This is a genomic window from Stenotrophomonas sp. PAMC25021 (assembly GCF_004795795.1).
Classification (GTDB): Bacteria; Pseudomonadota; Gammaproteobacteria; order Xanthomonadales; family Xanthomonadaceae; genus Stenotrophomonas; species Stenotrophomonas muris.
The window spans coordinates 1,321,882-1,334,979 of record NZ_CP039255.1; the positions used below are offsets into that span (position 1 = coordinate 1,321,882).

A 13,098-nucleotide genomic window follows, 5' to 3' on the forward strand; every position below is an offset into this window, starting at 1 on the left:
CCCAGCTCAGCGTGAAACCATTGGTGTAACGGAGGTCGGCGCGCTCGATCGGCGCGTCCTGACGGTTGAGCTGCGGCAGTACCTTGACGAAGCGCTGCATGCGCGAGCGCGCGTCGTCGCGGCCGACCACCACTTCGGTGCCGTTGCTCAGCACCAGCGACCAGCTGCCGCGTGCGTCCATCGTCACCCGGCGCACATCGACGCCGGCCGGTGCGAACAATGCACGCGAGTCGCTGTACAGCTTCATCACTTCCGCGGTCTGGCTGTCCGGGCCATCCAGCTCCGGCAGCGCCAGGTCGGACAGCTTCTTCGGCGTGGGGAACAGCTTGCCCTGCTCGGACACCAGGCGGTCGGTACCCCAGCGGGCGAACGGCTTGTGCTCGACCAGGGTCACTTCCAGCACGTCCGGCCACTGCTTGCGGACCTGCGCGCTTTCCACCCACGGCAGCTTTTCCAGGGCGTCCTGCGCGTCCTGCAGCTTGACCGCGAAGAAACCGGCGCGCGCATACGGCAGCAGCACCTGCTGCAGCTGTTCGGCCGGCACCCGCTTGAACTCACCATGCACGCGCAGCTTCGCCAGCGGCCAGCGCTCGGCGCCGACCCAGCCATTGACTACGGCCACCACCGGCAGTGCAACCACCGACAGCGCCAACAGCCAGACGAAGATGCGCAGCACCGCGTTCATGCGTGCGAGGCCTCCAAGGTCTGTTCCAGCACGCGCCACACCAGTTCCTCGAAACCGATGCCGGCCTGGCGGGCCGCCTTGGGCACCAGCGAATGGCTGGTCATGCCCGGCGCGGTGTTCACTTCCAGCAGGAAGAAACGGCCGCTGTCGCGATCGCGCATCACGTCCACGCGGCCCCAGCCACGGCACCCGGCGGCACGGAACGCGGCCAGCGCGATGCGCCGGATGTCCTCTTCGTCGCCACCGTCCAGGCCCGGACACAGGTACTGGGTGTCCTCGGCGATGTACTTGGCGTTGTAGTCGTACCACTGGCCCTTGGGCACGATGCGGATCGACGGCAGTGCGACGTCGCCAAGGATGGCCACGGTCAATTCGTCGCCGACCACCATCTGCTCCATTAGCAGCTGGCCGTCGTAGCGCGCAGCCAGGGCCACCGCTTCATCCAGCCCGGCGTCATCGGTGACCCGGCTGATGCCCACGCTGGAGCCTTCGTTGGCCGGCTTCACCACCACCGGCAGGCCGAGTTCGGCGGCATTGGCGTGCACGTCCTCGGCAGTGACCTTGCGGTACTGCGGGGTTGGCAGGCCCAGCGACAGCCACACCTGCTTGGTGCGGATCTTGTCCATGCTCAGCGCCGAACCCAGCACGTTCGAGCCGGTGTACGGCACGCCGAAGGCGTCCATCAGGCCCTGCACGATGCCGTCCTCACCGCCACCGTTGTGGCCGTGCAGGATGTTGAAGACGCGATCGATGCCACCGGCGGCGAGCGCGCTGGCGAGCGCCGGAATGCCGTCCACCGCGAACGCATCGACGCCACGCGACTGCAGGGCTTCGAGCACGTTGCGGCCCGAATCCAGCGACACCTCGCGTTCGCTGGAACTGCCGCCCAGCAGCACGGCGACGCGGCCGAACTCGGCCGGGTCGGTCACGCGCAGCGGCGGGAAGGTCAGCGTGCTCACGCCTGGCCCTCCCCCTTGAAACCTTCCACCGCGATATGGGTGGCCACGGCACCGATGTCGCCGGCGCCCATCATCAGCAGCAGGTCACCGTCCTGCAGCACGTCCGGCAGCACGCTGGCCAGCTCGGCGGCCTTGCCCACCACCACCGGCTCACTGCGGCCACGCGCGCGGATGGCACGGGCCAGCGCGTGCGAGTCGGCGCCGGCAATCGGTTCTTCACCGGCCGGGTAGACCTCGCTCAGCACCAGCGCATCAACGCTCGACAGCACGGCGGCGAACTTGTCGAACTGGTCGCGGGTACGGCTGTAGCGGTGCGGCTGGAAGGCCACCACCAGGCGCTTGTCGGCCCAGCCACCACGAGCGGCGGCGAACACTGCCTCCAGCTCGCTCGGGTGATGGCCATAGTCGTCGATGATGCGGACCTTGGCGCCACTGGCGGTGGTCACCTCGCCCAGATCGTTGAAGCGACGGCCGACACCGGCGAAGCCCTCCAGCGCGCGTGCGATCGCGTCCGGGGCCACGCCCAGCTGCCAGCCCACCGCAGCGGCGGCCAGCGCGTTGAGCACGTTGTGCCTGCCCGGCAGCGCCAGCACCACTTCCTGGCTGGTGCCCTGCGGCAGGCGCAGGGTGAAGCGCATGCGCGACCCTTCCTGCACCACGTTCTCGGCGCGCACGTCGGCCTGCGGGCTCATGCCGTAGCTCATCACGTGGCGCGGGGTCCTGGCGGCCAGCGCGGCGACTTCCGGATCATCGATGCACAGTACCGCCAGGCCGTAGAACGGCAGGCGCTGCAGGAACTCGGCAAACGCCGCCTGCACGCGGGCGAAATCGTTGCCGTAGTTTTCCAGGTGGTCGGCATCGATGTTCGTGATGATCGACATCAGCGGGTTCAGGCGCAGGAAGCTGCCATCGCTTTCATCGGCCTCGGCCACCAGCCACTGCCCGCCACCCAGCTTGGCGTTGGCACCGGCGGCCAGCAGCTGGCCACCGATCACGAACGTCGGGTCCAGGCCACCTTCGCTCAGCACCGCAGCGGTCAGGCTGGTGGTGGTGGTCTTGCCATGGGTACCGGCCACGGCGATGCCGCGGCGGAAGCGCATCAGCTCGGCCAGCATCGCCGCACGCGGCATGATCGGAATGCGCTGGCTGCGTGCTTCCATCAGTTCCGGGTTGTCTTCGCGGATGGCACTGGAGACCACCACGCAGTCGGTGCCCAGCACGTTGGCCGCGGAGTGGCCGCGCATGATGCGCGCACCCAGGCTGGCCAGGCGGCGGGTCGCCACGTTGTCGGCGTTGTCCGAGCCGGACACTTCATAGCCCAGCGTCAGCATCACTTCGGCGATACCGCTCATGCCGGTGCCGCCGATGCCGACGAAATGCACGCGCGGGAACGCGCGCACCAGGTCGTTGGTGTCGTGCAGGCGACGGATCATGCGCGGCCTCGCGCAGGGCAGGCGCGGTGGCATGCCTTCTTCATACAGCTTCCTCGAGAATGATATCGGCGATGCGCTCGGCGGCATCGACCTTGGCCAGGGCACGCGCGGCTTGCGCCATCTGCATGCGGCGGGCGGGATTTTCGGACAGATCGCGCAGCGTTGCGGCAATGCCGTCGGCCAGCGTTCCGTCCTGCTTCAGCAACACCGCCGCGCCGCGCTCGACCAGGTACTCCGCGTTGCGGGTCTGGTGATCGTCGACGGCAGCGGGAAATGGCACCAGCACGCTGCCGACACCGACCGCGCACAGCTCGGCCAGCGTGGACGCGCCGGCGCGGCAGACAACCAGGTCAGCCCAGGCGAAGGCTTCGGCCATGTCGGCGATGAACGGCGTGATTTCCGCCTGCACACCGGCCTTGGCGTAAGCCTCCACCGCTTCGGCATGCATCTTCTCGCCGCTCTGGTGGCGCACCTGCACCGGCAGGCCGGCGCCCAGCGCGGCAATCGCCTGCGGCACGCCGGTATTGAGGGCACGCGCGCCCTGGCTGCCGCCCACCACCAGCACCCGCAGCGGGCCCTGCCGGTCGGCGAAGCGCTGTTCCGGCGGCGCGATGGCAGCGATTTCCGCGCGCACCGGGTTACCGACGAACTCCTCGCCCTTGGCGAAGGTGCCCGGGAAACCGGTCAGCAGGCGACGCGCATAACGCGACAGGATGCGGTTGGTCAGGCCCGGCGCACGGTTCTGCTCATGCACGATCAGCGGTAGGCCATGCAGGCGCGTGGCCATGCCACCGGGGCCGGAGGCAAAGCCACCGAAGGCGACCACCGCGCGCGGCTGGCGCTGGCGGATGATGAGCCCGGCCGCGCGCAGCGCGCGCATCAGCCGCCACGGCGCCGCCAGCAGGGCCAGCTTGCCCTTGCCGCGCAGGCCAGTGATGGCCAGCGTATCGATGGCGATGTCGTGCTGCGGCACCAGGCGGGTTTCCATCGCACCGTCGGCGCCCATCCAGGTCACCGGCACGCCGCGCTGGCGCAGCACGCGGGCCACGGCCAGGCCGGGGAAGATGTGACCGCCGGTGCCTCCGGCCAGGATCATCACCGGGCGCCCACTCTCGGTGGCTGCACTCATGACAGCCTCCCGAAGGTCGGTTCGATGCGCGACTGCAGGCGGCTGGTGCCACGTGCGGCGCTCGCTGCAGCGGACGCGGGTGCGACCGGCTCGGCACGCATCGGCACGCTGGCGTCCACCGCTGCGGCGGGCTTGTCCATCGGTTCGGCCGCGGCGTCTTCGGCGCCACCGATGCGCACGGCCTGGCGGCGCTCGGCGCGCTTGAGTTCATACGACACGCGCAGCAGCAGGCCCATCGCCACGCAGGTCATCAGCACCGACGAACCGCCGGAGGAGATCAGCGGCAGGGTCAGGCCCTTGGTCGGCAGGATGCCCAGGTTCACGCCGATCGAGACGAAGGTCTGCATGCTGATCCACAGGCCGATGCCGAAGGCGATGTAGCCGGAGAAGTGGCGCTTCATTTCCACGCAGCGCATGCCCAGCCAGAAGGTGCGGCCGACCAGCAGCGCATACAGCGCCACGATCACGCAGGTACCCAGGAAACCGAATTCCTCGGCGGTGACCGAGAAGATGAAGTCGGTGTGCGCTTCGGGCAGGTAGTACAGCTTCTGCACGGAGTTGCCCAGGCCGACGCCGGTCCATTCACCACGGCCCACCGCCATCAGCGCGTTGGACAGCTGGTAGCCGTCGCCCTGCTGGTCGGCCCACGGGTCCAGGAAGGAGGTGATGCGGCGCATGCGGTACGGCTCGATGATCGCCAGCGCGCTCATGCCGACCAGGCCGATGATCACCGGCATCGACATGCGCGGCATGTTCACCCCGCCCAGCACCAGCATGCCGGCGGTGATCGCCAGCAGCAGGGTCGAGGAACCGAAGTCCGGCTGCAGCAGCAGCAGCACCACCAGCGCACCGGCCACGCCCAGCGGCTTGAGCATTGCCGGCCAGGTCGCATTGACCTCGTCGCGGAAACGTACCAGGTAGCTCGACAGCCAGACGATGTAGAGCACTTTCACCGCTTCGACCGTCTGGAACTTGGAAATGCCCAGGTTGATCCAGCGGCGCGCACCGTTGACCGTGCTGCCCAGTCCCGGTGCGAACACCGCCAGCAGCAGTACGAAGCAGCCCAGCAGCAGCATCTGGTTGTACTGCTCGATCGACTTCAGCTCGGTGCGGGCGGCAATGACCGCCAGCACGATACCCACCGCCAGGAAGATCAGGTGGCGGTTGAGGTAATAGAACGGGCTGCTCATCAGCGCGATCGAGCTGGAGGCCACCATCACCACGCCGACACCGGTGAGCGCGATGATCGCGCCCAGCAGCCACTTGTCGTAGCTGCCTTCGATGGCTTCAAGGCGTGTTGCCTGGCGGGACAGGTCGTTCATCTCAGCGCACCTTCAACGTGGCCAGGCCGATCAACACGAGCACGACGGAGATGATCCAGAAACGCACGATCACGCGCGGCTCCGGCCAGCCCTTCAGTTCGAAATGGTGGTGGATCGGCGCCATGCGGAACACGCGCTTGCCGGTCAGCTTGAACGAGGCGACCTGGATCATCACCGACAGCGTTTCGATGACGAACACGCCGCCCATGATCACCAGCACCAGCTCCTGGCGGGTGATCACCGCGATCGTGCCCAGCACCGCACCCAGTGCCAGTGCGCCGATGTCGCCCATGAAGACCATGGCCGGGTAGGTGTTGAACCAGAGGAAGCCCAGGCCCGCGCCGGCGATGGCCGCACAGATGATGACCAGCTCGCCGGCGCCCGGGATCTGCGGGATCTGCAGGTAGTTGGCGAACACCACGTTGCCCGAGGCATAGGCGAACACGCCCAGCGCGCAGGCCACCAGCACGGTGGGCATGATCGCCAGGCCGTCCAGGCCGTCGGTCAGGTTCACCGCGTTGGAGAAACCGACGATCCAGAAGTAGGCGATGGCCACGAAGCCGATGCCGGCCAGCGGCAGCGCGACCGACTTGAACATCGGGATGTAGAACGTCAGCGCCGCCGGCACGTCGGCCGTGTAGAACAGGAACAGGCCCGCGGCCAGGCCGAAGATCGACTGCAGCAGGTACTTCCAGCGCGACTTCAGGCCGTTCGGGTCACGGCGGACGATCTTGATCCAGTCGTCATACCAGCCGATGGCGCCGAAGCACAGCATCACCGCCAGCACCAGCCACACGTAGCGGTTGCGCAGGTCGGCCCACATCAGCACCGACAGGGTGATGGTGAGCAGGATCAGCGAACCGCCCATGGTCGGCGTGCCGGCCTTGGAGAAATGGGTCTGCGGACCGTCCTTGCGGATCGGCTGGCCGCCCTTGAACTGGGCAAGCTTGCGGATCATCGCCGGGCCCAGCCACAGCGACAGGAACAGGGCCGTCAGCGCGGCAAGGATGGCGCGGAACGTCTGGTAGTTGAACAGCCCGAACAGGCTCTCCAACTGCTGCAACCATCGAGCCAGTTCATACAACATGCGGGGATTCCTCTCCTTGCGCCAGCAGCGCTTTGACAATCGTGTCCATGGCGCTGCCACGGGAACCCTTGACCAGGCAGCGCACGCCGGCGTGCAGCTCGTCCTTCAGCGCCTGCGACAGCGCGTCGTGGGTGGCGAAATGGCGGCCGCCTTCGCCGAAGGCGGAGGCGGCAGCGGCGCTGAGCGGGCCCAGTGCATACAGGCGCTTCAGGCCGGCAGCACGTGCGCGGATGCCGGCCTGCGCATGCAGCGCTTCCGCGTCCGGGCCCAGCTCGCGCATGTCGCCCAGCACCAGCCAGCCCTCTTCCGGCGCCGCGGCCAGGGCATCGATGGCCGCGGCCAGCGACCCGGGGTTGGCGTTGTAGCTGTCATCCACCAGCACCGCGCCATTGCGCAGCTGATGGGCGATCTGGCGACCCGGCACCGGCTGCGCTTCGGCCAGGCCGGCGGCAATCAGCGCCAGATCGACACCGGCGGCCAGCGCCAGGCTGGCGGCGGCCAGCGCATTGCTGACGTTGTGGCGACCCGGCAGGCCCAGCACCACGCGCGCTTCGCCGGCCGGTGCGACCAGAGTGAACTGGCTGCCCTGCGCACCGGCGCGGATATCGCGCGCGGTCACGTCCGCCGAGTGTTCCAGGCCATAGCGCAGCACGCGGCAACGCGCCGGGGTGCTGATGAAATGCTGTTCGAACCAGCGCCCATAGGCATCGTCGGCGTTGATCACCGCCACGCCATCGGCCGGCAGCGCGGCGTAGATCGCGCCCTTGGTCTCCGCCACGCCGAGCAGGCTGCCCATACGTTCCAGGTGCGCCGGGGCGATGTTGTTGACCAGCGCATAACGCGGGCGGGCGATCTCGGTCAGGTAGGCGATGTCGCCCGGCTTGCCGGCGCCCATCTCGTAGACGGCGTAGTCGGCATCTTCCGGCGCATCGATCACCGCCAGCGGCAGGCCGATCTCGTTGTTGCGGTTGCCCGGGTTGGCGTAGACCACCTTGTGCGCGTGCTGGGCCACCTGCTGCAGGATCGACAGCAGCAGGCTCTTCACGCTGGTCTTGCCATTGCTGCCGGTGATCGCGAACACCTCGGTGCCACGGTCACGCTGCATGCCGGTGGCGATCTTCGCCAGCGCCAGTTCGCTGTCGGCCACCAGCACCTGCGGCAGTTCGACCGGCAGCAGGCGCTCGACCAGCAGCGCACTGGCACCGCGCGCCTGCGCGTCGGCCGCGAAGTCATGGCCGTCGAAACGCTCGCCGCGCAGCGCCACATACAGACTGCCCGGACCGAGATTGCGGGTGTCATTGCTGACCGCATCGATGGCCACGTCGTCGCCGTGGATCTCGCCGCCGGCCCAATGTGCGATCAGCGAAAGCAGGGTGCGCTTCATGCGGCGCCCTCCCCGGCCTGCGCGCTGAGCACACCGGCCTTGGCCGCCAGTGCAGCGGCGGCCACTTCGGTGTCGTCGAAGTCATGGCGCACGCCATTCACTTCCTGGTACGGCTCGTGGCCCTTGCCGGCGATCAGGATGATGTCGCCGGCACCGGCACGCTTCACCGCCAGGCCGATCGCACGCGCGCGGCTGCGCTGCACGGTCACGGCATCGGCGTTCTGGAAGCCGGCCAGGATGTCAGCCACGATCACATCGCCATCTTCGCCGCGCGGGTTGTCGTCGGTGACGATGACCTGGTTGGCCAGGCGCTCGGCGATCGCCGCCATCTGCGGGCGCTTGCCGGTGTCGCGCTCGCCGCCGCAGCCGAACACGCAGAACAGCGTGCCCTGCAGGTGCCCGTGGAGGCTGTCCAGCGCCTGTTCCAGCGCATCCGGGGTGTGCGCGTAGTCGACCACCACCGTCGGCAGGCCGTCTTCACCGCCCAAGCGGTTCATGCGGCCGCGGATCGGCTGCAGCGCCGACAGCACTTCGGCGATACGCGGCAGCGGCTGGCCCTGCGCGTGCAGGGTACCGGCCACGGCCAGCAGGTTGTCCACGTTGAAGCGGCCCAGCAGCGGCGACTGCACCGCCGCGCGCTGGCCGTCGATGACCAGCTCGAAGGCGATGCCACGACCGTCAAGCTGCAGCGCCTCGGCGCGCACGCTGGCGTCGGTGGCACCACGCGAGCTCAGCCCGATCGCCTGCACGCCGGCCGGCAGGCCCGCGAACAGCTGCCGGCCGAAGGCATCGTCCAGATTGATCACCGCGGCCTTCAGGCCCGGGCGATGGAACAGCCGCGCCTTGGCCGCGCCGTAGCTGGCCATGTCACCGTGGTAGTCCAGATGGTCGCGGGTGAGGTTGGTGAACACCGCCACGTCGTAGTGCACGGCGTCCACGCGGCCCTGGTCCAGCGCATGCGAGCTGACTTCCATCGCCACCGCGCGCGCACCGGCGTCGCGCAGCTGGGCCAGCAACGCATGCATCTGCAGCACCAGCGGCGTGGTGAAGCCGGTCGGCTCGACCGCACCATAAAGTCCGGCGCCCAGCGTGCCGATACTGCCACTGGGCGTTCCGAGCAGATGCCAGGCCTGGGCCAGCAGCTGCACGGTGGAGGTCTTGCCGTTGGTGCCGGTCACGCCGACCATCGCCATCGCCCGCGATGGCGCGCCATGGAACTGGTCGGCCATCGCGCCCATGCGCGCGCGCAGGCCCGGCACGGCGATCGCATCGGCCGGGGCCGGCAGATCGGCCGGTGCCGGCGGTTCGAACAGGATGGCACTGGCACCGGCAGCGCGCGCCTGCTCGACAAAGCCCAGGCCATGCGCGCCGAAACCGGCGATGGCGACGAAGGCGTTACCGGGGCGCACGGCACGGCTGTCCAGCACCAGGCCGGTCAGAACGGGATCATGACCCGCCAGGGCCACGTCCGGAAGCAACTGCGAAAGCAACATCGAAGGACTCATTGCGTGCCTCCCGTAGCGGGCGGCGTCTGGGCTTGCGCGCTTGGCAGCGCAGCGTCGAATTCAGCGGCGGCATCGACCGGCAGCGCGGTCTCGGCCGGCGGCGCAGGCAGGATCGACGCCGAATGGCCGACCTTGCCCGACTGCTGTGCGGCCAGCCACGACTGCAGGTCGTCCAGCGGCACGTCCATCAGGCGCAGGGTGCCTTCCATCACGTTGTGGTAGACCGGCGCCGACACCAGGCCGCCGTAGAACTTGCCGGCCTGCGGGTCGTTGATGACGATGACGGTGGCGAAACGCGGGTTGGTGGCCGGCACCACGCCGGCGAACAGCGCGTTGTAATGGCCGCGCTCATAACCGCCCGGGCCGGCCTTGCGCGCGGTGCCGGTCTTGCCGGCCACGCGGTAACCCAGCACCGCCGCCTGCTTGGCGCCGCCCTGGGTGACTACCGTTTCCATCATCGCCACCACCTGCCGGGCGACGTTCTCGTCGATGATCTGCTGGCCTTCATTGCGCTGGCCCTTGACGAAGGTCGGCGCGATCAGGCGCCCGCCGTTGGCCAGCGCCGAGTACGCGGTGGCAATCTGCAGCGGCGTGACCGACAGGCCGTAGCCATAGGACATGGTGGTCTTGGTGGTACCCGACCAGCGTGCCGGACGCATCACCACGCCGGCCGATTCACCCGGGAAACCGCTGTGCGGCGCCGAGCCATAGCCGAAGCGGCGCACGCCGTCGTAGAAGGTCTGGTCCGGCATCTTCGCCGCAACCTTGGCCGCACCCACGTTCGAACTGCGGGTGATCACGCCGGTCACGTTGAGCACACCGTTGTTGCGCGGCACGTCGCGGATGGTGAAGCGGCCCAGGGTCATGTAGCCCGGGTTGGTGTCGATGATGGTGTCCTTGGTCACCGCACCGGCCTGCAGCGCGGTGGCGATGGTCAGCGGCTTCATCGTCGAACCCGGCTCGACCAGGTCGGTCACCGCGCGGTTGCGGCGCGTATCGGGGATCGCGCCGGTCAGCGAGTTCGGGTTGTAGGTCGGCAGGTTGACCATGGCCAGGATCTCGCCGGTGGTCACGTCCATGATCACCATCGAACCACCGGCCGCCTTGTTGGCCACCAGCGCGTTGCGCAGTTCCTTGAAGGCCAGGTACTGGATGCGGCGGTCGATGCTGAGGGTCAGGTCCTTGCCCGGCTCGGCGGCGCGCAGCAGATCGCTTTCGACGGTCTCGCCCTTGCGGTTGCGGATCACCCGCTTGGCACCGGCCTTGCCGCGCAGCCATTCGTCGAACGCCAGTTCCAGGCCTTCCTGGCCGCGGTCGTCGATGTTGGTGAAGCCCAGCACGTGCGCCATCGCTTCGCCCTGTGGGTAGAAGCGGCGGAACTCGCGCTGCGCGGCCACGCCCGGAATCTTCAGCGCGACCACCTTCTCTGCCTCGTCCGGATTGATCCGGCGGCGCAGGTACATGAATTCCTTGTCCGACTTCTGCGACAGGCGGCTGCTCAGCTCATCCACCGACATGCCGACCGCCTGGGCCAGCTCCGGGATGCGCTCGGGCGAACGCAGCAGGTCCTGCGGGTTGACCCAGATCGAGGCGACCGGGGTGGACACCGCCAGCGGCTCGCCGTTGCGGTCGGTGATCATGCCGCGCGAGGTCTTGATCGGCAGCTCGCGCAGGTAGCGGGCCTCGCCCTGGCGCTGGTAGAAATCGCTGTTGATGATCTGCACGTAGGCCGCGCGACCCACCAGCGACACCGAGCACAGGCCAAGCGCCAGCGCGACCCAGCGCAGGCGCTGGCGCAGGTTGAAGGCGTTGCGCGGGCGGTTGCGGCCGGTCTTGCTCATGGGCGCACCACCACGATGTCAGCGGCCTCGGGGAACTTCATGCCCAGCTTCTCGCGGGCAATGCGGTCCACGCGGTTGGCTTCGGCCAGGGTGGCCTGTTCCAGCTGCAGGCGGCCGAACTCAAGGTTGATGTCATCGCGCTTGCGCTCGGCACGCGACAGCTCGATGAAGGTCTGTCGGTGGCGGTGGCGCACGAACACCACGCCGATCGCCGAGGCGACGGTGCAGGCCAGCAGGATGATCAGCAGCAGCCGGCTCATGCATCGCCCCCCCGCTTCTGTGCCACGCGCAGCACGGCGCTGCGGGCACGCGGGTTGGCGGCCAGCTCTTCGTCCGTGGCCTTGATGGCGCCGCCGATCAGGTCCAGCGTCGGCACGAACGCAACCGCCTCGGGCAGCCGGCGGTTGGCCGGCGGCGCCTTGGCCAGGCGGTTCATGTACTGCTTGACGATGCGGTCTTCCAGCGAGTGGAAGCTGATCACCGCCAGGCGGCCACCGGGCTTGAGCCGTTCCACCGCCGCATCGAGCCCGGCTTCCAGATCGGCCAGCTCGCGGTTGATGTGGATGCGGATGGCCTGGAAGCTGCGCGTGGCCGGGTGGATCTTGTCCTTCCCACGCGGCATCACCGAGGCGATCAGCTCGGCCAGTTCGGCGGTGCGGGAGAACGGCTGCTTCTCGCGGCGGGCCACGATGGCGCGGGCGATGCGCCGGCTCTGGCGCTCTTCGCCGTAGGTCCACAGCACATCAGCGATCTCGCGCTCTTCGACGCGGTTGATCCACTGCGCGGCGCTTTCACCGCTGTCCGGATCCATGCGCATGTCCAGCGGGCCGTCCTTGCCGAAGCTGAAGCCACGTTCGGCCACGTCCAGCTGCGGCGACGACACGCCGAGGTCGAACAGCACGCCGTCCAGGCCTTCGGCCGTCGCGTTCCACTGCAGCAGCTGGGCGAAGCTGCCCCGGAAAATGGACACGCGCGGGTCCGGCGCGAAATCGCGCTCGGCAACGGCGATGGCTTCCGGATCCTTGTCCATGACCAGCAGGCGCCCCTCGGGACCGAGCTGGGTGAGCACGCCACGCGCATGACCGCCACGACCGAACGTGCCATCCAGATAACGTCCGTTTTCGATCACCCTCAGGCCTTCAAGGACCTGGGTGTACAGGACCGGCAGGTGCACCGCCGGCGACTGCGACACCGGAAGGTGACCGGCCTGCGCTTCTGGGCGCATCCGGGCACCCCGGCTCACAACTTCAGGTCGAGCAACCCATCACCCAGATCCTCGTCAGACAACGTCTGCTGGATCAGGGCCCGATGCGCCTGCTCGCTCCACAATTCGAACTTGTCGCCCATACCGAGCAATACCGCCTTCTTCTCAATGCCCACCGCACCGCGGTGGCTGGCGGGGATGCTGATGCGACCGTTGCCGTCCAGTTCCAGATGGGCGGCCGAGCCGACCAGCTTCTGCTGCAACAGGCGCACGACGCGCTGGGTGTTGGGCTTGGACATCACATCGTCGCGGACCCGCTCCCATTCCGACTCTGCATACAGCCACAGGCAGCCGGCTTCGAACGGGTTGTAGGTCAGCACGAGACGGTTGTTGCTGGCGCGCGCGACGAGGTCGCGGTAAGCGGTGGGAACCGCCATGCGCCCTTTGTCGTCAACTGTGATGGCCGTCTCGCCCTGGAACACGACGCCTGCACCTTGTCCTTCGCCCGGTGAAACATTGAACCACGAAAACCCACAAAACACCCGGATT

Annotated in this window: 11 protein-coding genes and 1 pseudogene; all 12 read right to left on the reverse strand. The window is 68.4% G+C overall.

Going from position 1 to position 13,098, the window contains the following annotated elements:
- Positions 1–10: 10 nt before the first annotated feature.
- Positions 11–685: pseudogene (locus tag E5790_RS06405) on the reverse strand (cell division protein FtsQ/DivIB); the annotation flags it as partial.
- A complete protein-coding gene (locus tag E5790_RS06410; protein WP_014645943.1) occupies positions 682–1,644 on the reverse strand; it encodes a D-alanine--D-alanine ligase in 963 nt (320 codons plus the stop codon). The pseudogene E5790_RS06405 and the gene E5790_RS06410, both read right to left, overlap by 4 nt.
- Positions 1,641–3,077, reverse strand: a complete 1,437-nt coding sequence (murC, locus tag E5790_RS06415; protein ID WP_014645942.1) for a UDP-N-acetylmuramate--L-alanine ligase — start codon at positions 3,075–3,077, stop codon at positions 1,641–1,643. Before murC ends, E5790_RS06410 begins: the two co-directional genes overlap by 4 nt.
- A gap of 40 nt (positions 3,078–3,117) precedes the next feature.
- Positions 3,118–4,206 (reverse strand): undecaprenyldiphospho-muramoylpentapeptide beta-N-acetylglucosaminyltransferase, encoded by a 1,089-nt coding sequence (gene murG, locus E5790_RS06420; protein ID WP_053495602.1) that lies wholly within the window; start codon positions 4,204–4,206, stop codon positions 3,118–3,120.
- Positions 4,203–5,528: a putative lipid II flippase FtsW gene (gene ftsW, locus E5790_RS06425; protein WP_014645940.1), complete on the reverse strand. Its 1,326-nt coding sequence runs from the start codon at positions 5,526–5,528 to the stop codon at positions 4,203–4,205. The genes murG and ftsW overlap by 4 nt, the downstream gene beginning before the upstream one ends.
- Before the next feature lies 1 nt (position 5,529).
- Positions 5,530–6,615, reverse strand: a complete 1,086-nt coding sequence (gene mraY / locus E5790_RS06430) for a phospho-N-acetylmuramoyl-pentapeptide-transferase (protein ID WP_004154219.1) — start codon at positions 6,613–6,615, stop codon at positions 5,530–5,532.
- Complete coding sequence (gene murF / locus E5790_RS06435; protein ID WP_111205764.1) at positions 6,605–7,999, reverse strand: UDP-N-acetylmuramoyl-tripeptide--D-alanyl-D-alanine ligase; 1,395 nt, start codon at positions 7,997–7,999, stop codon at positions 6,605–6,607. The genes mraY and murF overlap by 11 nt, the downstream gene beginning before the upstream one ends.
- Positions 7,996–9,504: a UDP-N-acetylmuramoyl-L-alanyl-D-glutamate--2,6-diaminopimelate ligase gene (locus E5790_RS06440; protein WP_111205763.1), complete on the reverse strand. Its 1,509-nt coding sequence runs from the start codon at positions 9,502–9,504 to the stop codon at positions 7,996–7,998. The genes murF and E5790_RS06440 overlap by 4 nt, the downstream gene beginning before the upstream one ends.
- Entirely contained in the window at positions 9,501–11,345 is a 1,845-nt protein-coding gene (locus tag E5790_RS06445) for a penicillin-binding transpeptidase domain-containing protein (RefSeq protein WP_014645937.1), read from the reverse strand. The genes E5790_RS06440 and E5790_RS06445 overlap by 4 nt, the downstream gene beginning before the upstream one ends.
- Positions 11,342–11,605, reverse strand: a complete 264-nt coding sequence (gene ftsL / locus E5790_RS06450) for a cell division protein FtsL (protein ID WP_005415286.1) — start codon at positions 11,603–11,605, stop codon at positions 11,342–11,344. Before ftsL ends, E5790_RS06445 begins: the two co-directional genes overlap by 4 nt.
- Positions 11,602–12,570 (reverse strand): 16S rRNA (cytosine(1402)-N(4))-methyltransferase RsmH, encoded by a 969-nt coding sequence (rsmH, locus tag E5790_RS06455; protein ID WP_032956667.1) that lies wholly within the window; start codon positions 12,568–12,570, stop codon positions 11,602–11,604. Before rsmH ends, ftsL begins: the two co-directional genes overlap by 4 nt.
- Before the next feature lie 14 nt (positions 12,571–12,584).
- Entirely contained in the window at positions 12,585–12,986 is a 402-nt protein-coding gene (locus E5790_RS06460) for a division/cell wall cluster transcriptional repressor MraZ (protein WP_008266948.1), read from the reverse strand.
- Positions 12,987–13,098: the final 112 nt, after the last annotated feature.